At 33.7% G+C, this 25,781-nt stretch carries 28 protein-coding genes and 3 pseudogenes; 10 read left to right on the forward strand and 21 right to left on the reverse strand.

Features of this window, described 5'->3' with window-relative positions:
- Positions 1–10: 10 nt before the first annotated feature.
- Complete coding sequence (locus tag QRY57_RS14030) at positions 11–1,180, reverse strand: ParM/StbA family protein (protein ID WP_286017789.1); 1,170 nt, start codon at positions 1,178–1,180, stop codon at positions 11–13.
- 232 nt (positions 1,181–1,412) lie between these two features.
- On the opposite strand from QRY57_RS14030, the gene QRY57_RS14035 reads away from it, so the two are divergent.
- Positions 1,413–1,817 carry a hypothetical protein gene (locus tag QRY57_RS14035; RefSeq protein ID WP_286017790.1) on the forward strand — a complete coding sequence of 135 codons (405 nt, stop codon included), beginning with the start codon at positions 1,413–1,415 and terminating at the stop codon, positions 1,815–1,817.
- Positions 1,818–2,031: 214 nt separating this feature from the next.
- Here QRY57_RS14035 and QRY57_RS14040 read toward each other — a convergent pair whose 3' ends face one another.
- Genes QRY57_RS14040 through sleB form a run of 3 tightly spaced genes read right to left on the reverse strand, consistent with a single transcriptional unit; the run spans position 2,032 to position 4,769 of the window.
- Positions 2,032–2,628 (reverse strand): YhcN/YlaJ family sporulation lipoprotein, encoded by a 597-nt coding sequence (locus QRY57_RS14040; RefSeq protein WP_026590973.1) that lies wholly within the window; start codon positions 2,626–2,628, stop codon positions 2,032–2,034.
- 26 nt (positions 2,629–2,654) lie between these two features.
- Entirely contained in the window at positions 2,655–3,995 is a 1,341-nt protein-coding gene (ypeB, locus tag QRY57_RS14045; protein WP_286017791.1) for a germination protein YpeB, read from the reverse strand.
- 15 nt (positions 3,996–4,010) lie between these two features.
- Positions 4,011–4,769 (reverse strand): spore cortex-lytic enzyme, encoded by a 759-nt coding sequence (sleB, locus tag QRY57_RS14050; RefSeq protein WP_286017792.1) that lies wholly within the window; start codon positions 4,767–4,769, stop codon positions 4,011–4,013.
- A gap of 145 nt (positions 4,770–4,914) precedes the next feature.
- On the opposite strand from sleB, the gene QRY57_RS14055 reads away from it, so the two are divergent.
- Positions 4,915–5,247, forward strand: a complete 333-nt coding sequence (locus QRY57_RS14055) for a YqzG/YhdC family protein (RefSeq protein ID WP_286017793.1) — start codon at positions 4,915–4,917, stop codon at positions 5,245–5,247.
- Between the two features lie 84 nt (positions 5,248–5,331).
- Here the strand turns inward: QRY57_RS14055 and QRY57_RS14060 are convergent.
- Positions 5,332–5,569, reverse strand: a pseudogene (locus tag QRY57_RS14060) (Pr6Pr family membrane protein); the annotation flags it as partial.
- Positions 5,570–5,730: 161 nt separating this feature from the next.
- On the opposite strand from QRY57_RS14060, the gene QRY57_RS14065 reads away from it, so the two are divergent.
- The 3 genes from QRY57_RS14065 to QRY57_RS14075 all read left to right on the forward strand — a co-directional run bounded on the left by QRY57_RS14065 (position 5,731) and on the right by QRY57_RS14075 (position 8,886).
- Positions 5,731–6,960 carry an aminopeptidase gene (locus tag QRY57_RS14065; protein ID WP_286017794.1) on the forward strand — a complete coding sequence of 410 codons (1,230 nt, stop codon included), beginning with the start codon at positions 5,731–5,733 and terminating at the stop codon, positions 6,958–6,960.
- A gap of 145 nt (positions 6,961–7,105) precedes the next feature.
- Complete coding sequence (locus QRY57_RS14070) at positions 7,106–8,113, forward strand: IS1595 family transposase (RefSeq protein WP_286017862.1); 1,008 nt, start codon at positions 7,106–7,108, stop codon at positions 8,111–8,113.
- A 62-nt stretch (positions 8,114–8,175) separates the two neighbouring features.
- Positions 8,176–8,886: an alpha/beta hydrolase gene (locus QRY57_RS14075; RefSeq protein ID WP_286017795.1), complete on the forward strand. Its 711-nt coding sequence runs from the start codon at positions 8,176–8,178 to the stop codon at positions 8,884–8,886.
- Between the two features lie 245 nt (positions 8,887–9,131).
- Here QRY57_RS14075 and QRY57_RS27010 read toward each other — a convergent pair.
- From QRY57_RS27010 to kynU, 5 genes and pseudogenes are all read right to left on the reverse strand, one after another.
- Positions 9,132–9,318 (reverse strand): annotated as a pseudogene (locus QRY57_RS27010) (hypothetical protein); the annotation flags it as partial.
- A 42-nt stretch (positions 9,319–9,360) separates the two neighbouring features.
- A complete protein-coding gene (locus tag QRY57_RS14080; protein ID WP_286017796.1) occupies positions 9,361–10,278 on the reverse strand; it encodes a serine hydrolase domain-containing protein in 918 nt (305 codons plus the stop codon).
- A gap of 731 nt (positions 10,279–11,009) precedes the next feature.
- A complete protein-coding gene (gene kynA, locus QRY57_RS14085) occupies positions 11,010–11,849 on the reverse strand; it encodes a tryptophan 2,3-dioxygenase (protein ID WP_026590981.1) in 840 nt (279 codons plus the stop codon).
- A 38-nt stretch (positions 11,850–11,887) separates the two neighbouring features.
- A complete protein-coding gene (kynB, locus tag QRY57_RS14090) occupies positions 11,888–12,517 on the reverse strand; it encodes an arylformamidase (protein ID WP_286017797.1) in 630 nt (209 codons plus the stop codon).
- Positions 12,518–12,520: 3 nt separating this feature from the next.
- Complete coding sequence (gene kynU / locus QRY57_RS14095; RefSeq protein ID WP_208017513.1) at positions 12,521–13,807, reverse strand: kynureninase; 1,287 nt, start codon at positions 13,805–13,807, stop codon at positions 12,521–12,523.
- Positions 13,808–13,967: 160 nt separating this feature from the next.
- Between kynU and QRY57_RS14100 the strand changes: the two genes are divergently transcribed.
- Positions 13,968–14,585 (forward strand): TetR/AcrR family transcriptional regulator, encoded by a 618-nt coding sequence (locus QRY57_RS14100; RefSeq protein WP_286017798.1) that lies wholly within the window; start codon positions 13,968–13,970, stop codon positions 14,583–14,585.
- 86 nt (positions 14,586–14,671) lie between these two features.
- Here the strand turns inward: QRY57_RS14100 and QRY57_RS14105 are convergent, their stop codons facing one another.
- Both QRY57_RS14105 and QRY57_RS14110 read right to left on the reverse strand, forming a co-directional pair.
- Entirely contained in the window at positions 14,672–15,649 is a 978-nt protein-coding gene (locus QRY57_RS14105) for an alpha/beta hydrolase family protein (protein ID WP_286017799.1), read from the reverse strand.
- Between the two features lie 233 nt (positions 15,650–15,882).
- Positions 15,883–16,122 carry a DUF3977 family protein gene (locus QRY57_RS14110; RefSeq protein ID WP_286017800.1) on the reverse strand — a complete coding sequence of 80 codons (240 nt, stop codon included), beginning with the start codon at positions 16,120–16,122 and terminating at the stop codon, positions 15,883–15,885.
- 189 nt (positions 16,123–16,311) lie between these two features.
- Between QRY57_RS14110 and QRY57_RS14115 the strand changes: the two genes are divergently transcribed.
- A complete protein-coding gene (locus QRY57_RS14115; protein ID WP_090689655.1) occupies positions 16,312–16,863 on the forward strand; it encodes a hypothetical protein in 552 nt (183 codons plus the stop codon).
- Between the two features lie 154 nt (positions 16,864–17,017).
- Here the strand turns inward: QRY57_RS14115 and QRY57_RS27165 are convergent.
- The 3 genes and pseudogenes from QRY57_RS27165 to QRY57_RS14125 all read right to left on the reverse strand — a co-directional run.
- Positions 17,018–17,098, reverse strand: a pseudogene (locus QRY57_RS27165) (helix-turn-helix domain-containing protein); the annotation flags it as partial.
- A 450-nt stretch (positions 17,099–17,548) separates the two neighbouring features.
- Positions 17,549–18,097 (reverse strand): GNAT family N-acetyltransferase, encoded by a 549-nt coding sequence (locus QRY57_RS14120; protein ID WP_286015305.1) that lies wholly within the window; start codon positions 18,095–18,097, stop codon positions 17,549–17,551.
- Between the two features lie 185 nt (positions 18,098–18,282).
- Positions 18,283–18,447, reverse strand: a complete 165-nt coding sequence (locus QRY57_RS14125) for a DUF2197 domain-containing protein (protein ID WP_081810979.1) — start codon at positions 18,445–18,447, stop codon at positions 18,283–18,285.
- Positions 18,448–18,974: 527 nt separating this feature from the next.
- On the opposite strand from QRY57_RS14125, the gene QRY57_RS14130 reads away from it, so the two are divergent.
- Positions 18,975–19,817 carry an oxidoreductase gene (locus tag QRY57_RS14130; protein ID WP_286015306.1) on the forward strand — a complete coding sequence of 281 codons (843 nt, stop codon included), beginning with the start codon at positions 18,975–18,977 and terminating at the stop codon, positions 19,815–19,817.
- 65 nt (positions 19,818–19,882) lie between these two features.
- Here the strand turns inward: QRY57_RS14130 and QRY57_RS14135 are convergent, their stop codons facing one another.
- From QRY57_RS14135 to QRY57_RS14150, 4 genes are all read right to left on the reverse strand, one after another.
- On the reverse strand, positions 19,883–20,245 hold the full coding sequence (locus QRY57_RS14135) for a DUF4181 domain-containing protein (RefSeq protein WP_286015307.1): 363 nt from the start codon (positions 20,243–20,245) through the stop codon (positions 19,883–19,885).
- A 108-nt stretch (positions 20,246–20,353) separates the two neighbouring features.
- On the reverse strand, positions 20,354–20,797 hold the full coding sequence (locus QRY57_RS14140) for an NUDIX domain-containing protein (protein ID WP_286015308.1): 444 nt from the start codon (positions 20,795–20,797) through the stop codon (positions 20,354–20,356).
- Between the two features lie 19 nt (positions 20,798–20,816).
- Entirely contained in the window at positions 20,817–21,659 is an 843-nt protein-coding gene (locus tag QRY57_RS14145) for a PP2C family serine/threonine-protein phosphatase (protein ID WP_286015309.1), read from the reverse strand.
- Complete coding sequence (locus QRY57_RS14150; RefSeq protein WP_026590992.1) at positions 21,637–22,116, reverse strand: HIT family protein; 480 nt, start codon at positions 22,114–22,116, stop codon at positions 21,637–21,639. The genes QRY57_RS14145 and QRY57_RS14150 overlap by 23 nt, the downstream gene beginning before the upstream one ends.
- Before the next feature lie 230 nt (positions 22,117–22,346).
- On the opposite strand from QRY57_RS14150, the gene QRY57_RS14155 reads away from it, so the two are divergent.
- On the forward strand, positions 22,347–22,592 hold the full coding sequence (locus QRY57_RS14155; protein ID WP_286015310.1) for a hypothetical protein: 246 nt from the start codon (positions 22,347–22,349) through the stop codon (positions 22,590–22,592).
- A 74-nt stretch (positions 22,593–22,666) separates the two neighbouring features.
- Here QRY57_RS14155 and QRY57_RS14160 read toward each other — a convergent pair whose 3' ends face one another.
- Both QRY57_RS14160 and QRY57_RS14165 read right to left on the reverse strand, forming a co-directional pair.
- On the reverse strand, positions 22,667–23,506 hold the full coding sequence (locus tag QRY57_RS14160) for an ABC transporter permease (protein ID WP_026590993.1): 840 nt from the start codon (positions 23,504–23,506) through the stop codon (positions 22,667–22,669).
- Positions 23,499–24,704, reverse strand: a complete 1,206-nt coding sequence (locus tag QRY57_RS14165) for a quaternary amine ABC transporter ATP-binding protein (protein WP_286015311.1) — start codon at positions 24,702–24,704, stop codon at positions 23,499–23,501. The genes QRY57_RS14160 and QRY57_RS14165 overlap by 8 nt, the downstream gene beginning before the upstream one ends.
- A 189-nt stretch (positions 24,705–24,893) precedes the next feature.
- Between QRY57_RS14165 and QRY57_RS14170 the strand changes: the two genes are divergently transcribed.
- A complete protein-coding gene (locus QRY57_RS14170; RefSeq protein WP_286015312.1) occupies positions 24,894–25,751 on the forward strand; it encodes a glycine betaine ABC transporter substrate-binding protein in 858 nt (285 codons plus the stop codon).
- Positions 25,752–25,781 lie beyond the last annotated feature (30 nt).

The following is a 25,781-nucleotide window of genomic DNA, read 5'->3' on the forward strand; positions in this document are numbered from 1 at the left end:
CTCACACCAGCTAACTAATTGTTAAGTTTGTAAATCCTAATTCTTTTTGTTTATGTTCTCTATATCGCGGTGAACATGTATAAACTAATAATCCGCGTGCATTTGTAAAAAGAGGATTATCTACAAATATCACATTTTTTAAACGGCCTTTTTGTTTTAAAATAAGTTCCAAACTATTTTTAATGATAACCGCGCCTCCACCATAGATAAATACATATGGATCATCTTTCATATCATCAATTTTATTAATAATATCTGTCGCAACCCGTGCAGCTAAGCCTAGAAGTGCTTGTTGGGATTCTGCTACTAGTAGTGCATGCCTTGGGTGTTTCTCATATAAATAAATTTGATTGAACTCTGTAATACTATCTATTGTTTTTGTTGGATACTTCCGATTCCATCTCGTAATTATTTGTAATAAGGTTTCTTTCACACCGTAGGACAGCCCTTTACTTAATTGTGGTCTAAAATTCACTCCAAACGAAACGACTTCTTCGGTTGTCCCCGCTCCTATATCAAATGATAATAATGTTTTGTCAACGAAATCTATCTCAGTCGTTGAATTTTTTTCACCTTCCACTTTATGTTTTAAGACATTTCCATCTTCATCGTATATAATCCCCCAAGTACCAGATGCACCTTCAGGTAAACATTTGCAAAACTCAATGGAGACATTTACCGTTACATCTCTTCCGTTCGGATAATGAAAAATAACTTTATGATTTCCCATATAACGGTTAGCGTTTTCCGATGCAATTTCTTGTGTAATAATTTGCATCGGAAGAGCAACTGATAAATCGTAACGAATATTAATATGATCCAACTTGGGACTATGACGCATAGCACTAATTGCTAAACCTGATAAAATCGTTAATACCATTAATTCATCTGTAGATTTATCAGATTTTTTCTCAATCTCTGTTCCTTTTAGCTGATCATTAATCACTTTCTGCCCCACAATATAACGCACGTTGTTTAACATAAGGGATGGAGAACAAATTGTTACATCAATATGTTTTTCAATTTCAGAAATCGATACATCCTCTTCGTCTAATAAACCTGTAGGCTCCCCAATATATAGTGAATAAATACTTGGAATATAAATCGGCTGTTGCCCTTTCACCATTAGTTTCAATCCGTTATTTCCAGCATCTGCACCAGCTTTTAACAGTGTGGACATATATACCCCCTGATTTTATCTGACATCCCTTCCAAATATATGCGAACATTAACTTTTACATTCAAATTAGAGTAAAATCTTTTTTAGCTTCTAATACATTACTAAATTCTAATATAAAAAATCACCATAAATTCCACCTTTGTGTAAAATGTATTTGACATTATCCTCTACCAATTTTATACTATTAATTTGTAAAGAGTTTTTTACAGTTAGTGAGTAAGGAGGGACTATATTGAATCAGAAGAAGTTTATTTTTCTAATTTCTGTACTATCATTGCTTGGGGTATTCATACATGGTACATATAAATATATAACTGAGGGAGCGATTTTAGGAGGAACGATTTGGGGAGCTTCTTTAATACTTAGTTATTTAATCAATCATATTACATGGGGCGATCCAAACGGCGTTTCAAAAGAAAGTAAAGATGAAATGGGACAACAAATTACATATAAAAGTTTCAAAATTGGATATTTTGTATTAGTCATTATTATGTTTATTTTATTGATTTATTCAGAAGGATTTTCGACCTTATATTCACTTGATAATATTCAAAATCTCCCTTTATTTATTGCACTTTGTTCTTCATTCATTGTTATTCCACTAGTAGAATTTATTGTTTCAAAACGATATCAATAAATGTAAATAAAAAGAGAAGGCGTTTTTTCTTCTTTCTTTTGTTCACAGCCAACGATTAAGCCTAAGCAAAGACTATGACTATACATACGATTTTCTTTTTCATAATTGCAACTATCCCCTCTTAAATATTATTACATCATATATTCCACTTTCAATAAGCTGAATATTAACAATCAACAAAAACACCCCGTGTTCCTATAACACGGGGTGTTTCTTACCTTTTCAGATGATTATTCGATTGATCCTCTTGTTCCTTTCTTAATTCATTTTCTTCATCTTTCGGTAATTGTTTATCATTAGCTTTAATCGGATTTGTTTCCTTATTTTCTATCAAATCATTTGGTACTTGTGGCATAACACGTCCAACAATTGCAGCAAGTTCTTCAAGAATTCCTTCGCCAGTATTTCCACGCTTAATTTGATTCCCCATTTGCTTTAATCGTTCATACGTATCAATATCAGCCACAACAACTGCATTTGCACCGTTTGGATCATGTTTTAAGCTTTCAGCTACAGAATATTTGATGGACTCTACGCGAGAACGATCCAATTTCGCTTTTACATCTATACCAACAACAGCGTATTTCCCTATAACTACCGCAGTTGCATCTTTCACCCCTGGTATACTAGAGGCTAAAGATGCTAAATGATCTGCAACCTTTTCATTGGGTTTATTATTATTTGCCTGATAATTAACATTTCTCATGGAAATATTTTTTTGCTCTGGTTTTTCTTGAGCATTATTTTGCTTCCCGATGCTACATCCTGTAACAGCTAGACAAATCATAAGCATGTATATAAGAATTTTCATTATTTTCACCACTTTATCATTGATGTTTAGTCATAAACTTTTTCTACAGCCTGCATCTTTTTCACTTTTTCTTCCGTTCCGTCATTTGCATTAATAAAAATTTGATACGTATCTTTTCCTAATGTTCCAACAAACTCATAACATAAAACTTCTTTATGAGTAGCATTCACAATAATCGCTTTACGTTCTTCCATTACTTTCACATCTGGATTGATTTTCTTTCTCGCATCAGCAGCTGTTAATTTTGCAGCTGGAATGGTCCGTTTTTGATGAGATGCTAAATATTCTTTTGCCGAAAAACCAACAATCGATCCATCATCTAAGGCAATTTTCATTTGAATCGCTTCTGGATAAATACGCACATCATTCTCATTCACAACGTACGTAAACACACCAATATTATCATATTGTGAACTATCGAAGAGCTCCATATTAGTAAACTTATGGTCCTTTAAAAAGGTTAATCCTTTACTTCCTGCGTCATTTAAACTGATTTTTTGTTCCTTAATTTCACGGTTATTCATTACCCATATTGGATATCCACCTTTTTCGGTAATATCCATATAAAATTCATTCTTTGTTTTAGGATCTTGAATCTTTACACTATAAAATGATTCTTTCGCACCTTTACCACTTTTCTCAACTTCTACTTTTTCATCGCCTTTTAAATTTAAAAATGATTTTGCAATTTTTGCCGCTTCATCTTTTGAAATCGCTTTGCCTGTTGCTTCAAAGCCGCCTTTTTTCGCCTTTTGCATACTTGTGAAAGTTGGACCAAAATTATCTGAAGAATAGGATGTTACATTTTTCTCAACCGTCTTAAGCCCGTCAATAATCGTGTTATCCGCTGGATCTTTATCTGAAGCAAGCGCAAGTTCTACATCCATCCAACGTAAATTATTTTTTAAGACAAGATGTTGTACTTTCCGAAGTTCGTCTTGAATATCAGCTGCATTAGAATATAAACCTTGCAATGCTTTATATTCTTGATCGTTTAAAGGCTCTTTCTCTAAATCACGAATTGCAGTACGATAACTAAAATCACCAATATTCGCGAGAAATTCTTCTGTTTTATTAAACGGCATTAATGTTAAAGGGAGTTGTCCTACATCAGAACGGGCTTCTGATGTTAAACGCCATACATCAGCTAATGCCGGTGATAACGATGTTCGCGAATTCATTGCGAGTGTTGTTCCAATTTTATCGTGTAATAAATCAACCTCATATGCTAGATCATGGAAAGCACGCTGATAGCTGTTTTCTGCCCGGATTAAAACCGCATTCTTTTCTTGGTGTTCTTTATAGCCCCAATACCCTGTTCCAACTACGCCGATTGTTAACAATACAATTATGATACCTCTTAACATTTCTTCACCTCCACTCTATTTACAGAAAATATGTTTGCCGATTTTTTTAATTTGTGGTCGACTCCAAATCCATTTACTCGTTGCAGTATCTGGATTGAAATAATAAAGTGCATTTCCAGTAGGATCCCAGCCATTAATCGCATCTAATACAGCTTTTTTCGCAGTTTCATTCGGTGTTAAATAAATTTGACCATCAGCAACTGCTGTAAAGGCACGTGGTTCAAAAATCACCCCAGATACTGTATTTGGGAATGATGGACTCGTTACACGATTCAAAATAACTGCCGCTACTGCAACTTGTCCTAAATATGGTTCACCACGAGATTCACCATATACTGCGTTCGCCATTAATTGAATATCATTTTGTGAGTAACCATTTGGCACATTTGTACCTTTATTTTGAGTTGGCTTGCTACCTTGTCCACCACCTGTGTTTCCTTTATTAGCAGTCGATTTCTCGTACTTTGTTGCTTTCGCAAGCAGTTGCTTCGTCTTCGCTCCCGCTAAGCCATCTACAGGTAAACCAAACTTTTGCTGGAAATTTCGTAGTGCCCAATATGTACCCCAGCCAAACACACCATCTACTTTTCCTTTATAAAACCCGTTATATTTTAATCGCGACTGTAATTCAATGACATCTTCTCCAGAGGCACCTCTTTGAATTACTTGATTAGAAAAAGCTTGCACATTTCTTGTTTGCCCACTACTTACAATTACAGATATACCGATTAATACAAATAAAATCAGTATTTTAAAAATTGCGGTAGAACGCATATAATTCCCTCCTTATTTGCAGTGATGATTTCATGGTTATGTTTTGTAAATAAAACTCTTTTATGTAATGAAGACAAAAAAATCCAAACTTATATGATTTAGACAGCATGTACACAATAAGAAAAACGGCTAAAAGGAGTTTATTATGAAGCGTATTTTTACATGTTTCGTATTAGGAATTGTATTTGCTACAACATATTGCAATATATATATGCACTCATCAGTTGTTCACGCTCAACCACCATATGCAAAATGGGGTAAACTTGCGGTAGAAAAAACGAAAGAAAAATATCCAAAAGCGCAAATTATTGATTACCTTCATATTGGAAGAAAACCAAAGACAGTAAATGTAACAACAGAAAAATTTAAATTATGGCTGCGTGAAGCTGGAAAGGAATATGGCGTTTTTGTTGATGTAGAGTTTGATACAAAAACAGAGAAATTTTTGAAGATTATATTTCAGAAAACCAGTAGATAACATGCATTGGCTTTCAATCAAAAGTAAAAACCCCTCTGTTGACAAATGTTAAACAGAGGGGTTTTTACTTTTAGAATAGACATATTAAATTTTTTGGAATCTTAAAGATCGATTTCCTAGGGTTTTTACAAGTACACAAATGAATCCAATTGCGATCCCGATTCCTACACTATATAAAAAGACACTTCCGTAACCATTTATTCTTGGATCCAGAGTGCCAATTAATAAGAGCTCCTCGTATTAAACTATAAATTACATATAATAGCGGAAATAATAGCCAGCTTACCGCATATTTCCGTTTAATTTCTTTCGTTTGGGGATTTAGAGCCATGCCCATCAAGTTAAGAAAATAGATTACCGCATACCCATCAAGCTAACCAGAAATCTTACATTTTTGTAAGATTAGAGATTACAGGGTGTATTTTTGAATATTTTGTGTATTATGTTTATAATAAATTCTTTCACACAAAGGAGATTATACCTATGTCATTTGAACAAACATTAGAAAAGTATGCTGCTCTTGCAGTAAATGTCGGTGTTAATATTCAGCCTGGACAAATATTATCTATTAATGCGCCACTTGAGGCAGCTCCATTTGTCCGCCTTGTTACAGAAAAAGCATATAAATCAGGGGCAAAGCATGTATATGTAGATTGGAACGATGAAGTATTAACACGTTTAAAATTTGACTTAGCTCCTGAAGAAGCATTCTCAGAATTTCCTGCTTGGAAGGCGCATGCACGTGAAGAGCTTGCAAAAGAAGGCGCTGCATTTATGTCTATCTATGCAGAGAATCCAGATCTATTAAAAGGTGTAGATGCAAAGCGAATTGCAAGTTCTCATAAGGTTGCTGGCGAAGCAATGGAAGTATACCGCGGTTATTTACAAGCAGATAAAGTAAGTTGGTGCGTGATCTCTGTTCCTACGAAAGAATGGGCTGCAAAGGTATTCCCTGATGTTACATTAGAAAAGCAAGAAGAAAAGCTATGGGATGCAATTTTCCAAGCAACTCGTGCAAATCTAGAGAATCCTGTGGAATCATGGAAAAAACATGATGAAACATTACATAAAAAAGTAGATTATTTAAATGAAAAACATTATAAGGCGCTTCATTATACAGGTCCTGGAACAGATTTAACAATTGAACTTCCAGAAAAGCATGTATGGGCTGGAGCTAGTAGCTTAAATGAAAAAAATGTACCATTTATGGCTAACATTCCAACAGAAGAAGTATTTACATTGCCATTAAAAACAGGTGTAAATGGGCAAGTATCAAGTACAAAACCATTAGCATTTGCAGGTAACATTATCGATAACTTTACACTTACATTTGAAAATGGACGCATTGTAGAATATAAAGCTGATATTGGTGAAGAAGCATTAAAACATTTAGTTGAGACAGATGAGGGTTCTCATTTCTTAGGAGAGGTTGCATTAGTACCTCATGATTCACCAATTTCTAATACAAATATTTTATTCTATAATATGTTATTTGATGAAAATGCATCTTGCCATTTAGCAATTGGGCATGCCCATGCAACTAACTTAATCGGTAGTAAGACAATGACAAAAGAAGAACTTGCAGAAAATGGGGCAAACTCTAGTATTATACACGAAGACTTTATGATTGGTTCTGCCAAGCTTAATATTGACGGCATTACAGCAGATGGCACACATGAACCAATTTTCTGTAAAGGAAACTGGGCGTTTTAATAATAAGTCAGGAAAAAAGTACTGTCTCCTGAAAGAAGGCAGTACTTTTTAAATTTTGGCTATGTTTTAAATTGATGTTGAAAATTAATATATTAATAGTAGATATACTATAATTAAGCCATATACATACAGGTTTGGAGGTATTATTACGGCAAGTGTTAATTCTTTGATTTCAGATATTCAAAAACTATCAGTATCTCAACAAGAACAGTTACTTTCCTATTTAGAAGACCTACTTGTATTAGGTACACAAGTTGATCAAGTAACACAAGAAGTCAAGGGATTTAGATTTGCCAAGGGAAAAATCTTCCCACATTGTAGTGCTGAAACTGTATCAAGAAACGGCAAGTATAAAGGGAAGCAACGATATATTTATAAATCCTGCAATAAGACTTTCACAAACTCTGCCACTTACAAAAGCAAGAAAACATTAGATAATTGGCTTAAATACGCTAAATGTATGATTGCAGGTTTTTCCATTAGAAAGAGTGCTACAATTGTAGAGATTAATATTGCAACAAGTTTCTTTTGGAGACACAAAATACTTGATTGTATAAGGTCATTTTTTGGTGTAGGCTCTGTTGAGGGTGTAATTGAGGCTGATGAAGTATTCTTTGCAGAGAGTTTCAAAGGTACAAAACCTTCTAAAACGCCGAGAAAATCTCGTAAAAGAGGAAAACAGATTAAAAAGAGAGGCATATCTAACGAACATGTTTGTATTGCTACTGCTATTGATAGACAGGGGGAGTTACTATGTAGAGGTAGAATGACACACCAAGAATTAGAAAGACTCTATGACGGTCGTGTAGGGGATAACTCTATCTTTTGTACTGACAGTCATAAGAGTTATGATCAGTTTGCCAAAGATTTTTCATTGGAACATAAGCGTATACAAAGAGGAAAACATAAAGAAGGAATTTACCATATTCAACACATTAATGCTGTACACAGCAAATTAAAAAAGTGGATGAATAAGTTTAATGGTGTTGCAACTAAATATATCAGCAATTATTTGTATTGGTTTAAATGGCTACACTTATTTGAAACTGACAAAGAAGTTGTTAAAATCAGGAACTTTATGGTTCAATGCAATGTAGCCCATGCTTATACAAGAATAACAGATTTTAAAGAAAGAGAGCCAATATTTATTTAGGTATATACATTTGTAATATTAGGGATGACGAATTATTTGTATTTCATGGAGGATAAATTGTAATGATGAAAAATAATTTTAAAATAGAAAATATTCCAGCGGTTTTGTGGGGTGACAAATCAGATAAGTTATTTGTGGTGGTGCATGGTAACATGTCAAACAAGGCAGATGACTCAATTATTGTATTTGCAGAAGAAGCAACAGCAGTAGGTTATCAAGTGCTTAGTTTTGATTTACCTCAACATGGTGACCGTAAGGATGATACTTATCTTTACAAAGTTCAAAACTGTGTCCAAGACCTTAATACAATTATGACCTATGCAAAATCGTTATCAAATAATATAAGCATTTTTGCTTGTAGCATGGGAGCGTATTTTAGTCTATTAGAATATAGCCATGAGCCGTTGAAGCAGTGCTTGTTTCTCTCTCCTGTGGTAAATATGGAACGTATCATAAATAATATGATGACGTGGTTTAACGTAAGTGAGAGTAGACTAAAAATAGAGAAAGAAATTTCTACACCTATTGGACAAACTCTCTATTGGGATTACTACTGTTATGTGAAAGAACATCCTATTGTTGCTTGGAATAATCCAACTTCAATTCTCTATGGTTCAGAAGATAACTTATGTGAGTTTGACGTTGTATCTGAATTTAATAAACGTTTTAACTGTAATTTGCAAGTAATGGAGAATGGAGAACACTATTTCCATACTGAGGAACAGTTGCAGTATTTCAGACAATGGCTGAAAAATCATATATACGTTAAATGATAATAAAATAAAAAATGATTGATGTATAATCTTCTTTAAAAGCGAATTAAGGGAAGTCAAAATGTCTTCCCTTAAAAGTTATATAATTTCAACATTGTTTTAAAAGATCGCCTAAATTTTCTATTCTCTTTAACCTTCACCACTTTACTCCTTTTTATAAAAAACAAAAAATCCGATTTCAAATGAAATTAGAAATAAAAGTAAGTCTATGACTTATTTTTACACATATCTCGGCTGTACCCCAATTACTGATCAAATCTCTTTACGATTCTCAAGCCAAACATCATAGTAAAGAAAACAACTACCATTACATAGCCTAGTACGAATTCTACTCGTATCATAGAATTCTTGTTAGTTATATAAAACAAACAGTATTACAGCACCAACTAAATGAGAAAGACCGAAGATTTGAGCCATAAATTTCAAACTCACCGTTAACTTGATGGGTATGGGATTTAGAGCCCAATCTAAAATTTATGTATGTTTATGTATCTCTTCTAAATACTCGATAAATAATTTAAGTGGTACTAATCCACGCTTTGGCATTTGACTACTTATTACTGCCACAAGTTCTAACTGCGGAACAATGATAATATATTGCCCACCATATCCCATTGCAAAATATATATAATACGGTATGTGAAATCTTTCATTGTCTAATATCCACCAGTGATAGCCATATGCCCCAACATGCTCGTATGTTAAAAAACGCGGCTTACTCGATTGTTCAATCCAACTTGAGGATACAATCTTTTCTCCGCTCCAAAATCCATTCTGTAGACATAATAATCCTATTTTTAACAAATCCTCCCCTTTCATTTTCACACCAAATCCACCAACATAAATATTTTGTGGATCTTGTTGCCACTCATATTCGGTAATTTGTAAAGGATTAAATAGATATTCCTTTGCAAACAGCTCCGTTGTCTTTCCAGTTGCAACTTGTAGGATATAACTTAACAAATGTGAAGAACCTGAATTATAATTCATTTTCGTTCCTATCTCTTCTATTAATGGTTTCTGTAAAATGTATTTTATCCAATTGTCTGATTCCACAAAATCGTTCGGAAATACAACTCCATTACCAAACTCCTTCCATTCTTCACCAGTTGTCATTGTCAGCAAGTGATAGATGGTTAATCCCTTCTTTTCTTTCGGTACATGCGGAATCCACTTTGCTATAGGAGTATGTATATCACTTATGTATCCTTTATCTATTGCTATACCGATTAAAATCGACACGATACTTTTAGTAATAGAATTAATTTTATATAAATTGTTTGCACATTCTTTTGTTTTATAATATTTGGTTGTTAACTCACCTTGTTGATAAACGAGAAATGTATTTACTTTCTTCATTTTAAACATATTTTCTAGCATATAAAAATCCAATACTCGTTCCTCCAAACACTTGCTTTCTTCTAATAGTCTTTACTATTCTACTGTGATATAGTGAAACTTTTTTTCTTTAATGGTATTTTTTAATTTTTTTGTTGATTAATTTAACGTTACTAATTGCTTTGCTCTAGGGATGTAATAAAAAAGATGAATGCTATAGTATTTTTTGATGTACTAAACAGCTTATGAACACGATAGTTTCCCTACAGAAAAAAGGAAGTAAATGATTAAAATTTACTTCCTTTTTTCTATGTTTACATACCTAAAAGAATACAACTACATATTACGATTAGAAATAAAACCAATAAACTTTTAGGGAAATTATTCATAGAATACTCCTTTAATTGTGAGATGTGTAACAGATTATAGCATGAATTAATTGCAACGTGTATCACATATATTTATTTTCCAAATATATACAACACATTGTTTGCATCATGCAGAAATATGATTTTTATTTTTGTAAGATTGTTCAAGACCTATCACAAAATGGGAAAAAACACACCTATATACCAAATAGTTACCATTTGATATCACTCAAAAATATCAAAATTCACTTCCATACAACCCTTAAAAAATCACATAAATTAAAGTCTTATTTGAGTATACCAAATGTAAAAGCTTGTATTCTATATCTAACAAAAATAAGCCCGATGCTTTCAGTATCGGGCTTATTTTTGTTAACTTAATGATTATGTTCTTTCGATCATCTTTTTGCTACTTTTTTACAATTTCGTTCTCACATTCCAAAGCTCTGGGAAAAAGCGTTGATCAAGAACACGTTTTAAATAAGAAACACCAGATGATCCACCTGTTCCCATTTTATGTCCAATAATACGTTCTACTGTTTTCATATGGCGGAATCGCCACTGCTGTAACCAATCTTCAATGTCGATTAACTTTTCAGCCAGTTGATATAAATCCCAATATTTTTTTACATCTGCATACACTTCTAACCATGCAGCTTCAACTGTCGCATCTTCTTCATAAGGCTGTGTAATATCACGATTTAAAACATTTGGATTGATTGGGAATCCCTCTTTTACAAGCGCCTGAATTGCAACATCGTAAAGACTTGCTGAATGAAGCGCTTTATGCAAACGAGCATGTAACTCTGGATCTTTTTCATAAATTTTTAATGCATGAGGCGTTTTATAACCAAGTGCATATTCAATCATACGGTATTGATAGGACTGAAATCCCGATGCTTGACCGAGTGAATCACGAAACTCAATATATTCAGATGGCGTAAGCGTTGCAAGAATATCCCAAGATTGAATAATTTGCGATTGAATTTTTGAAACGCGTGCAAGCATTTTAAATGCCGGTGCTAACCTTTCATTTTGAATCGATTCAATCGCTGCGTTAAGTTCATGTAAAATGAGTTTCATCCACAGTTCACTTGCTTGGTGAATAATAATAAACAACATTTCATCATGGTGATCAGATAATCTTTTTTGACTTCCTAACAAACTATCTAATTGTAAATACTCTCCGTATGTCATATTTTCTTTAAAATCCGTATGAATTCCCTTTTCCATAATTACTTTTTCATTTTCTTTCATAAAAATGAACACCCCTTCTATGCATCATCTGCTTGCTCTTATAGTGGTCTTAAGACTGCACGAACCGGACTACCATCCGCATCTGTCAATGCAAGTGGCAAGGCAATCAGTTCATAATCTCCGTCTTGTACATGGTCTAATACAACATTTTCTAAGATATGAATACCGTGTTTAAATAATTGATGATGGGTTGCTAATTCTTTATCATCTAATGGGTCCACAGAAGGTACATCTACCCCGATTAATCGAATGCCTTTTTTCGAAAGAAATGGTGCAATATCAGCACGTAAATACGGAATTACTTGCGGGAACTCCTGTGCATTTCCATGTGAAGAAGTCCGAAGTAATAACCTCTCTATTCCATCTAAAGGGAATTTTTCTAATTCTTTTGCGCCAATACTTTCGATACCTGATACATCTATAATTCGAGCTTTACCAACATAGACGTTAACATCTAAATCTAGTACTCTTTTCCCGTTATTATCAAAATGAAATGGCGCATCAATATGCGTACCTGTATGAATACTCATCGTTAATTTTCCAACATTAACAGATCCGCTTTGTTCTTTTGACCATGAGACTTCGTATGAAAATGGCGTATCTCCTGGCCATGTCGCGATATCATTATTTAATGGTTGTGAAATATCAATCCAATCAGATTCTTTCATCGCTTATGCCACAACCTCTCGCTTATTTTCAAATTTTTTATATTCTTCATCTTTCATGATTTTCTTCAAAATTTGCACAGACTTCCACACTTCTTCATACGTGTTATATAAAGCAACTGGCGCAAGGCGAACTCCATTTGGTGCACGAAAATCAGGAATAACTCCATTTGCTTTTAATGCTTTACATATACGCGCAGCTTCGGGATGCTCTAAATAAATATGTCCCCCGCGTTTCTCGTCCTCTAATGGATTTCCAATTGTAAATCCGAGCCCATTCAGTTCATGGTTGATTAAATCTAGCATATAACGAGTAATGTGTAATGATTTTTCTCGTAATCTTTCAATGCCAGCTTCTTTGAAAATCTCAAGAGAACCAATTAGTGGCGCTGTACTTAACACATGAGGTGTACCAATTTGATATGCCCCGGCATGTTCAGCTGCCATTAATGTATGTTCCATATCGAATTGCTTATCTTTTCTCGAACTAAACCAGCCAGAAAGCCCAGGAAGACGATCAAAATGTTTCTTGTTTACATATAATCCAGCAACACCACCAGGCCCTGCATTTAAATATTTATAATTACACCATACTGCGAAATCAACATCCCACCCCTTAAAGTCATGCGGGATTGAACCGATGGAATGGCATAAATCAAAACCAATATGGATACCACGTTTGTGCGCTTCAGCTGTTAATCGCTTCATATCAAGAATTTGCCCACTTCGATATAGCACGGCAGGCAATAAAATTAACGCAATATCATCCTTCATCGCCTCAATAATATCTTCCTCTTGAAGCATTCTACCATCCCTGCTCTTCACTCGTACAAGATGTTCATCTGGATCTAGTCCTTTTAAACGGATTTGGCTTTGCAACGCATAAATATCTGACGGGAATGTTAATTCATCTGCAAGAATTTTTGTGCGAATTCCTTTCGGTTCATAAAACGTCGCAATGACTTGATGAATATTCGTTGTCGTGGAACCGGTTACAATTACCTCTTCAGGTAAAGCACCAACAAGAGGAGCAGTTAATTCACCTAATTGTTCAGAGAGAAAAAACCAAGGATGTTCTCCTTCTGTCCACCCGTCAATACCATACTCTTTCCATGAATCTAGCATAGTAAGTAAAGATTTTTCCGCTCTTTTTGAAAGTAATCCTAATGAATTACCATCTAAATATATTGTATCTACTTTCTTATAAAATTCTTTTTGAAAATCAGCAAGTTCATCATATTTATCACATTCAATCGCATAGTCGCAAGATGGTTCAAATGGCTCTCGATACATTCTTTCACCTTCTCTTAATTTTCTTTTTATTCCAACTAATTGAAATATAACATCAAAATTGACATAACGTCAATGATATTATGTCAGTTGACTTTTTGTATTCGATTCAACTAGAATAAAAATATATTTTCAGATATTTCAGTATAAAGGAGTGTCCAGTTTGGAAAAAGGTCTTCTTTCAACAAGACAACAGCGATCTATAGAAACGAGAAATAAATTATTAAAATCTGCCCGCAATGTTTTTTTAGAAAACGGATTTCACAAAACAACAATCTCTCAAATTATTAAACATGCTGAAACTGGTTATGGTACGGCATATGTATATTTTAAAAATAAAGATGAGCTCCTTATTATCCTTATGGAAGATATTATGAACCGCTTTTATCAAATTGCCGAACGTTCCTTTTCGCCTAAAACAAAAAAAGAAGCTCACAGTATGATACAAAATCAAACGCGAGCTTTTTTACAAATAACTGAAGAAGAAAGAAATATATTACACGTCGTTGAAGAGGCTATCGGTGCGTCAAAAGAAGTTCGACGAAAGTGGAATGATATTCAAGAACGTTTTATAAATCGAATTATGCAAGATATCACCTATTCTCAGGAAAATGGATTGGCACGAAATGAATTAAATAAAGCAATAGTAGCACGTGGTTGGTTCTCTATGAACGAAATGTTTCTATGGGAAATTGTTCGAAATGAGAAGGAAATAGATGTAGAGGAAATTGTATTTACACTAACAGAGATGTATACCTCAGGACTATATAAGAAATCTTAATTTTTCTCATATTAAGAGTAAGCGCGCATTTTTTTGTTTATAATGAATGAATCATTATCCATCTTAATGTTACAAATACGATCGCACTACTTTCTCATTATTCGACTACAAATAAATCCCAGTGTATCAGTAGCAATTTTATTACGCTTAAGTACAATTCCTGCGTGACCAGAATTATAAATATATCTAGTTGGCTTATCCCAAGAAGTCCATAAATACTCAGTATCCTGAAAATGTACATATTGATCATATTTTGCTGATAGTAATAGAATGTTTTCTTTATTCACCTTTGGTAGCGCTTGACTAGGCTCCGTAATCTTCCAATATTGGCTTAATTGTTCGTATGTGACACCATGATGTTGTAAATCAGCTTTAATGAACTTTCCAGGACTTGTATTCCATATTGAATAGGACAATTGGTTAGCATAGAATATAGAAGCTAATACATCAATGTTACTCTCAACAAGAGCCGTTAAATTTGTTATAAACCCACCTAAACTTATACCTATTAATACTATTTGTCCTTTCTTATTCCTTTTTATCCAGTCGATTAATGCTCTTAAATCAACTACAGCTTGTTGGACCGATTGAATGGTTCGTTGAATATTTGCGCTAATCATATATTCGCCACTGTATAGAGATTCCTCGGGTTTTCTTTCAAAGTGATATGGAAGTGTAAAATAATACATATTCCATCCTAAATCCATAATTCGTTTATGAAAAATATTTTTAACTCGATCATTTGATTCCATTCGCCAACCATGAACAAAAATAACATTAGGAACTTCTTTATTTGTATATAAATAGGCCTCTCCCTTTACAATATCATTATTTAAATGGTCAGATTGAATAGCACTTTCATATTTAAATTCCCCTATTTCATATTTTCCTTCCTGTAATCTATGCGGATTAAAGGCAATAGCAGCTGGATATAATTTATAAAACTCCTCTATCCTCTTTTCACCTTCTAGTTTAGGAAAATTTCGATTAAATTGTAAATCCTTACTTTTTTTCTTGTGTAAATCATGTAAAGCAAATTGTTCTATCATTTTCCATATAATCATATTAATTCTCCCTAAATTGTAAATCTTAGTTATTTTTAACTTCAATTATAATCATAAGATATTTTTCAAGATATAACAAAGCTAACTGTGGTATTTCATTTATTTTAAAGTATGGAAGCTTGAGATATTCCCTATCTATTAAAAAAGAACCCTTAATTTACAAGGATTCTATGAATTATTTGCATCTTAACCTCCTATTTCGAAAAAGAAACTTCAATTAGACATCTTTTTTATTATATCCTACTCACAATTCCCAAAATAAACTTATATTCATCCCGCTTCTTTTTTGCTTTCTTAAACCCTTCTTTTGAGTCTAATATAAAACAAGTTTTTCGAAACCAAACTCGTAAATAGCATGATTCAAAACAAATAGGTTTCACAACTCCTTTTTGCTCAAATTCAGTCCCATCTTCTCGTTCTATTTCTGTTCGAATAAACCATCTATTTCCGATTCCAACCTCTATATACTTCATTTATAACGCTCCTTTCGCATTACTTCTAGGAAATTTCATTATAAACACTTCTACTATTTCCCTGGTAAGCGCACGTTTTGACAGATTCTCCTTTATTTTTTCTTTATTTATGTGAGCTAAAGGAAAAATATTTATGGCACCGAATAACTCAAAGGTATATAAATATTTCTTAAGAAAGGTATGTATATTATGAATAACCAATTTACTACTCTATTAAGTGAAATGATTTTTATAGAAAGACAATATAAATTTCCTAATCCAGATGCTGTTCTCTATCATCCTGGTCATTACACTGAATTAAATGAACAAATTATCACATTATTTCATGAGGAAAGCTTTAAAACCATTATGATTCCCAGTGTACATAATACATTTTTAAATGCAAATGAGTTTACTTTTCATAAAGAAGTCCTAGTTCAATCAGGAATTCCTGAAGAACTCGTTATTCCTATAACAGGAGAAGCTAATACTGCTAATGATGTTATAAAAAACGCAATGCTTCTTCTATCAAAAACAACCGAAAACAAAAATATTTTATTAGCGGGAAAAACTTTTTTTATGAAAAGATTCTTGCTTATAGCGACCGCGTTTGCTACAAATGACATGACTATCGATGTTCTTCCTTTACAAGATCATAGAAACCTTACGAAAGAAACATGGTACTTAACAGATATCGGTAGGAAACGAGTATGGAATGAATACCATATGATTTCAAAGTTTCTTAAAGAAAACTATCATTAAACCGTAAAGTAGTAGACTTTATCGCGTTGACCAACTTAAAAGATTTCCCCTCTCTATAGAAATCATTTCATTCTACTATTTCCCCGGTAAGCGCATATTCCGACAGAACATGCATCTACATACAAAAGAAGTAGATTTACCGACATCTACTTCTTTACAATTGGAACCGTTGCATTCGTTTATAAAACGTACTACACGGAACATCTAATAACTTTGCCACAGGTGATACATTTCCCCAGCATCCATCCTAATTATATCTAGGTACCTCCATCTGGCCTCTAAATCCGTACTACAATAAATCATCTCCCTTTTCTTCATTGTTGGAGATTCATTTTTAGGAGCTCGTGCGAGGAAATATAATTTTATTATAAAACCCCATAAAAACGTTTCCAATAAAATCAGGAAGATGACACAAACATGTTAACAATTCGAATATTTTAATGAACACTTTTGTATTTTCTATATATCACTACATTTTGCGCAATAGAACTCACTGTAATAAAAATCCATAACCATTTCATCGGATGATTATTTAGAAAAAATATTGTGCTTGCTATAATGAACAAAACAGTGGACACGATACTAATGCATAATTTTGTTCCTAGTTGCAAGATTCTCACTCCTTTTCGCCTATGTTTCTACTTTATTTTACTCGCTTAGAAACGTCTATATGTAATTCCATAAGCTATTCTCCATTAAATCTTCCCATAATAATAGTATTATAGTATTTACTATCAGCAAGCCTTTTATCATTTTTTAATATTCCTTCTATTTCAAAACCAAGTTTTTCATACAATTTAATTGCTTTACCGTTTGTTTCTAAAACATTCAAAGCAATCTTTTTGATCCCGTTGCTGTCAGCCCAAGAGATAGATTCTTTTAAAAGTTTTTTACCGATACCATATCCCCAAAACTCTTTTAATACACATACTCCAAATTCTACCTTATGCGAGAATCGCTTTAAATTCACTCCCTCACACCTTGAAAAACCAACAATCCTGTTATTCACTACAGCAACTAAAAATAGGTTTCTTGGACTTTCAGTGTCTGTTTGTATAATCTCTTCAAACCCCTTTGTATCTATGAATCCCTCTCCTTTTTCTCTATCCAAATTTTCAGTCTCTCCATCAATCTGTAATCTTAACTCTGATAAGTCTTTTGCATCTTTATCCATTGCAGATCTAATAGTATACATTACCCCATTTACGTCAAACTCTTGTTTGTTAATAATCATAATATACCCCTTTTACATTAAATTGATTTAGAAAAATAAAACTGCTAAAGCCCTTAATAATTTACTGCAATTCTAGCTAAATACCCTCCACCAATTTGTTCGATAAGATATTGTCCTAAATGGTAAATCTTGATAATCTCAGTTTATCATAGGTTCCATCAGTTAAGAATAAGTAGCTATTACCACTATCTAAAAAAATGTTTTATTGCTTCAAGCTGTATTTTATGATTACATTCGTCACAGCAATATTTACCTTTCTGATCTTCCTTGAATTTCTTATATTTTTCAGTTCCTTCATATACCCGAAATACATTTTTACAACAAAAACAAATAACCTCATAAAATATCATGTCCTTCCCCCTCCTTAAGGTAATACGTTACTTTTGAATTGCCCGCTCAAAGATCTTGATAAGTTCTTTCGTGTAATCTTTAACGTTAAGATCGAAATTTCTCATTAGCTCTAGGCTAACGCCATCACCCTTAAGGACGATGTGAAAAACTCTCGAAACCCTCCTTCTGCATGCCAAAACGTAGAATATTTCCAATAGGAAGAAAAATAGTTTTAGTATGGTCTGCTGCAAACCGAAGTTTCCCTTCATCTGTTCTTTCATTCGAAACAATTTCTATAACAGCGAATATACGTTTTCAATTTTCATCTATAAATTTCAGATTGGATTCAATATATCTTTGAAGCATTCCTTTTGGGGACGTTTGAGTTTCAATTTGCGGACAAATAAAGGACTGGCAAGCTATATAGTAATCCATAACAAATGTATCTAAAGAAACAATATCTATGCTTGACGATGTGATGTAAGAGAATGATAGATTTTCTACACGTAAATCGTTATGATGTAAGAAAAAAGAAAGTGAGCGAAAAATGAGTAAAATCGCGATTATTACAGGTGCATCCAGTGGATTTGGCCTTTTAACTACCCTTGAACTTGCAAAGAAAGACTATTTCGTCATCGCTACAATGCGTAACCTTGATAAACGAGCAGAATTATTATCTCAAGCTACTGCATTACACCTACAGAAAAATATCAAAATCCACCAGTTAGATGTAACAGATCAAAAATCTATACATACATTTCAACTATTTTTAAAAGAGTTAAACCAAGTAGATCTTTTAATCAACAACGCAGGATACGCAAGCGGTGGGTTTGTTGAGGAGACTCCAGTAGAAGAGTATCGGAAACAATTTGAGACAAATGTGTTTGGAGCAATCTCTATAACTCAACTTGTATTACCTTATATGCGAAAACAACAAAGTGGAAAGATTATTAATGTAAGTAGTATTAGTGGCCAAGTTGGGTTTCCTGGTTTATCTCCTTACGTTTCCTCCAAATATGCATTAGAAGGTTGGAGTGAATCCCTGCGCCTAGAGGTAAAACCGTATGGAATAGATGTTTCATTAATCGAACCCGGTTCCTATAACACAAACATATGGGAAGTTGGTAAAGAACTTGCAGAAAATTATGTAGAAACAACCTCTCCCTATAAAGAATATATGGATAAAATACAGAATCATATGAATAGTAGCAGTGAAACATTTGGCGATCCGATAGATGTTGCTCAAAAGATTGTAGCAATTGCTGAAACAAAAACGGCAACATTACGATATCCAATTGGAAAAGGTGTAAAATTGATGATGGTTGCGAAAAAAATTCTTCCGTGGAGAGTGTGGGAGTTTCTTGTACTTAGAAGTTTTAAAAAGATGTAATGACAAGTAAAAAACAAGAGTAGTTTCACACATTCAAATATCAGAATACTACTCTTGTTTTGAGTCTAAAACAAATAAATTACAACACTGAATGAAATCGTTATACATATAACCCCTATAAAAGATATTACATATTCCTTTGACTCTTTATCATATTTCCATTCCATAAATGTTCGAAAAATATGTAATACGACTAAAAATATAAAGATTAAGTAACCCATATTAATATAATCGAAACTCACTATCAAAATGAAGCTAGTAATTAGATAAATAGTAAAAATACTAATTTCTCCCCATTTATGTGCATTATTTACAGGTTTATATATAATGCTATTTTTCCTAGGTATATGTAATTTTTTTCTTAACACATTCTCTAAAAGAAAAAGTATGACAATGATTACTACAACTATTGAAAGTTTCCACAACACGAAATCCCCCCCATCTCTTGATCACGTTCAGCACCGTACGGATATATTAAGGTAAAAAATATAGAACAAAAACGCACATGAGGTAAAACAAAATATACAAGAAAAAAATTACATATTCTTTTGTGTAAGTAAATGCGACACATTATTGCATTTTGATTCTATTAAAGAAACAATTCCCTCAGGATACGTCGGTTTATCTTTCAACTCTTGTATACCTTTCCACGTAAGAATAATTTTTTCATGTTCTTTATGAAATAACGCTTCATTTATCTTTGTTATCGGCTTACACCAATGAAATAACGTACAGTAGTGATATGACTCGCCCTCTACTTCGAATATATGTTCATTTACAATCACTAATGTTTCCACTTGAACTTGTAATTCATATTCCTCAAGTAGTTCCCGAATAATTGCTTCATATGCTGTCTCACCAAATTCAATCGCTCCACCTGGAAAACGATAAAATGTTTCTTTGTCGTCACATTGAACAAGAACTTTAGAATGCTCCTCATCTATAATAATAGCTTCCACACGCAATAAGGGCCTTTTCATTTCCTCCCCCCCTATTTTACTAATTTGAAGATCGGATTTTCTCCGGTTGATCGCTCGGATAAGTAGCATACACACGATTATCATAATCCCAACTCATTATCGTGGCACTATCTCGTCCAAGTTGATGATGAACATGTTCTAAGACATCTTGAACACATTTTGTTAATTCTGGTTTATTTTCATACATGTCTTTATACAAATAAAATGGATTTTCATAACGGCGTTCTCCGCATTCTAGTACACCATCTGTTACCATTATGATTCTATTTCTTCCTGCACGTAACTCTCGAACACCAGAAGAATAACACGGGACTGGTAAAGAAAATGTATTCACATGCCCAATCCATTCATAAAAATGACGTTGGTTCAGCATATACTGTCCTAACTTATGTAACTCTTCATGAAATACATAAACGAGGCAGTCTCCTATAGAAAACCACCAAATATAATTTTCTTTTCTTATACATATTAAGCAAGCTGTCTCACCTTTTACTTGCTGGCACGACTGTTTGAATGAATTTGATTGAAAAAGTGCGAGTAAATGATTTTCAACAGATCGAAATACCGTTTCAACAGGCTCTTCTAATAAAGCTTTTATATTTTCATATTCATTTTTTATTGTATGTACTACTAAAGCAACACTTTCTGCACTATTGTGTCCATCTAATATCATTGCAAATTCCCAGTTTCCATTTGACCAAACGAAAGCACCGTCTTCATTCTTCTTTGCGCCTGCACTCTTATTCCCACCATATCTGCCAAGCACTATCTCACCATGTTGCTGAACTGAAATTTCCCCTAAATACATTTCGTCACTACCAACCCATGAATATTGTGTATTATTTGTTGTATGCATACTCATTCACCATATATGTTCGTATTCTTTCACATAGTTTTTGTATTTGTTCTTCTTGTCCATATGGTGCACCTTCCCAATTTGCTACCTTAGTTGGTGACCAAAATTCCTTCGGTGTATTTGGATAACGTGGAATTATATGCATGTGCATATGATTTACTCCATTACCAGAAACGAAAGCATAAATATGTTCTGCACCCTCGCATTCTTTTAATGCACGGCTTACTCTGCTCGTAATTAAACCAAAAGCTTTCGCTTCTTCTTCTGTTAATTCAGCTAATCCTGGCGTATGTCTTTTTATATCAATCATTACATATCCGAGATACGTCTTGTCCTCTTCCCAATAGACATGTCCTACATATACAAGGTTATCTTCATAAATTGTCCCACCAGGTACTTGAATATTTCCGTTATGTTTTTGACAAATAAAACAGCTTTCTTCAGAGAAGTTTTGAATAGACATATGCAGCCCTCACATTCCTTAAATTTACATTTAATAATATCATAAAAACGGAATGTAAGTTAGATTTTTCTTAAATATCAGAATTTATTTTTGGTTATTCATTTACAGAAATGAAAATCAAAATGATCTCGTATTTCGCACTTATTACCTTATTTTTCATAAGTCACCTTTACACTTATATAGGCATTTACTATAGAAAGCCATCTTTTACTGAAGGAGGAAGAAACCCCATGCACCCCTTTATGAATTCACATTTCAATCACCCACCCATCCCCCATCAAAACCAAGCTGTACGAACTACACCGCCGCTTCCTAACGATTCTTATTATATGATGCAGCGAATGACGAATCTTGAAAATCAATTAGCAAAATTAATCGCGTTAATGGAAGAAAACAACCAATTAATCAAATCGATGGAACAACAACAAAATCAAGTTTGCGCCCCGGGTGGAGGCCCGGTAATTGTTCGTATGTAATCTTTTCCGATCTTTCATCACAATAAAAAGCACGCATCGTATATGAGAAGATCCATTATGATGCGTGTTTTTATTTAACCTTTTCTTTTCCGGTGAAACCCTTGCGTAATCCGATCTAATACAATCGCAATGACTACAATAGCTAGTCCAGCTTCAAACCCCATTCCAATGTTAACTTGCGTTACAGAACGATATACATCTACACCAAGCCCTGGTGCTCCTACAAGTGAAGCTGTAACAACCATTGATAAGGACAGCATGATACTTTGGTTTACACCAGCCATTATAGTTCCCGTTGCGAGAGGTAACTGAACTTTAAATAACTTTTGCGATGTAGTTGAACCAAATGCATTTGCAGCTTCAATTAAATCTTCTGGTACTTGTCTAATTCCTAAATCCGTAAAACGAATTGTCGGTGGCATTGCAAAAATAACAGAAGCGATAATACCAGGAACAACGCCTACTCCGAAAAATGTAATCGCTGGAATCAAGTATACGAACGCCGGCATTGTTTGCATAAAGTCTAATGTTGGTTTTAATATTTTTGAAAACCGTTCATTTTGGGATGCTAACACACCTATTGGAATCCCGACAATAATGGAAATAATGACTGATGTGAGAACAAGCGCCAATGTTTGCATCGTTTGTCCCCAATAGTTAATGTTTAGAATAAATAATAAGCCGATTAACGCAAATACCACTAAAGATATTTTCCTTGTTGTATACCAAACGAGAAAACATACGATTATAATCATTAAAAATGCTGGAATCAATGTTAAGAAATTTGTAAGTAAATCAACAAAACCACCAATGACATATGAAAACCCTCTAAACAGTCCTTCAAAATTCGCATATAAACTAGCAACGAATGCATCAACCCATTCACCTAAAGGAATACGCGGAATACTATTCACCGTCATTCACCTCTTCTTCAATATTTCCTGCGAGGGCTTGAATGACACTTTCCCGTTTTATTATGCCTCTTAACCTTTTCTTTTCATCAATTACTGGTAACGGCAGCTTCATTTCCGCCATTTTTGCATATGTTTCTTCCAATAATGTATCTGAATAAACATGCGGAATATCCTTCAAGAGTAAATCTGCGATTGGCCATTGTTTTTGAACAGCTTTACTGGCATCATCAGCCGTTAAAATACCTAAAAATTCATGTTTTTTATTTACAACATATACAGTGGACACACCTGCATTTCTCATAATTTGTAGTGCTACACGTGGTCCGCGGTCAATTAGTAATGTTTCTGGTCTTTTCAAAATAGATTCAGCAGTAATCACTTTCCCTAAATTCACATCAGCAACGAATTTCTCTACGAATTCATTGGCTGGGCTTATCATAATTTCTTCTGGAGTACCAATTTGCACAATTTCTCCGTCTTTCATTAATGCGATACGATCCCCAATTCGTAGCGCTTCATCTAAATCATGTGTAATAAAAATAATCGTTTTTTCCATCTTATCTTGCAGCTCTAACAATTCATCTTGCATCTCTTTTCGAATGAGTGGGTCTAATGCGCTAAATGACTCGTCCATAAGTAGAACATCTGGATCATTTGTAAGAGCTCTGGCAATTCCAACGCGCTGCTGCATTCCACCACTTAGTTGCCCTGGATAACTATTTTTATGATGATCTAATCCTACTAATTTAAGTGATTCTAGTGCCTTTGCTTCTCTTTCTTCTACTGGAACCCCTTGTATTTCTAATCCATAGGCAACATTTTGTAAGACGGTACGATGTGGGAACAGTGCAAACTTTTGAAAAACCATACTCATTTTCGTTCTTCTGACTTTCCTAAGCGCCTCTTTCCCCATTGTTGCGATATCTTCCCCGTCTATGTATATGTGGCCTGCTGTTGGCTTTATAAGCTGATTGAGCATACGAACAAGAGTTGATTTTCCGCTCCCAGATAGCCCCATAATGACAAAAATTTCTCCGGTATATACTTCAAACGTTGCCTTTTTCACCCCAACGTTCATTCCTGTTTCTTTCAATATTTCTGATTTACTTTTTCCTTCTTTTAATAAGGCGACTGCTCTTTGAGGATTTTTTCCAAATACTTTTGTTACGTTTTCTACACGTACTTTTGTATTTTCCATAAAACGACTCCTTTTCTGCCTATCTATTCACATAGTGTAACGATTTTAAACAGAAATATTACATAAAGAGGATTTTTTTAAAATTCTTGTTTCCGTTCATAATAAGAAGGTTCACTTATAGATTTATTCCTACTAACAACGCGATCCAAAACGAAATGAAAATTTCTATTTATGAAACGGGAGGATTCAATGAAACGGAAAATATGGCTTATAAGCATTTTGTTATTTATCAGTATGATTATTGCCTCTTGTAATGCTACAAATGCAAATACGAAAGGGAAAATTAAACTTGGTGTAACAAGTTGGAAGGAAAATATTGCGGCTGCAAATATGTGGAAAGTTTTATTAGAACAAAAAGGCTATAAAGTTGAACTCATGTATTTGGAAAAAGCAGCCATTTGGACTGGTGTCGCTCGCGGCGATGTTGATGCAAATTTAGAAGTATGGCTTCCGGTTACTGATAAACCCTTAAATGATCGGTATAAAAATGACATTGTCTTAAAATCGAAATGGTATGAGGGCACTGGACTTGGATTAGTTGTTCCTTCTTATATGAAAGATATTAACAGCATCGAAGATTTAAACGTCCATAAGGATGAATTGAACAACAAAATTGTAGGGATTGAACCCGGTAGTAGCCTTATGAACTTAACGGATAAAGCAATGAAAGAATATGATATCAAGCTAAAACTTGTCCAATCTTCGGAAGCGGCAATGATGAGTGAGCTAAAAAAGGCTTATACGCAAAAGAAACCAATCGCTGTAACGCTTTGGAATCCACACTGGGGCTTTTCAGAATTTGATTTGAAATATTTAAAAGACCCTAAAAAAGTATATGGTGAAAAAGACGACATTTATTACTCTGTACGAAAAGGTTTTGAAAAAGATTATCCAGAGATTGTGAAATATTTCGATAGATGGAAAATGAATGATGAACAACTTGGTACTTTAATGGTGATGTTAAATAAAACAAAGGACCCTGAAGAAGCAGCACGAAAATGGATTAAACAGAATGTAGCATTAGTTGATGAATGGACAAAGGATTGATTTATGGCATAAAAATAGGCCGGAGAATCG

Origin of the sequence: Bacillus arachidis, assembly GCF_030285945.1 — a bacterium.
Taxonomy (GTDB): Bacteria; Bacillota; Bacilli; order Bacillales; family Bacillaceae_G; genus Bacillus_A; species Bacillus_A arachidis.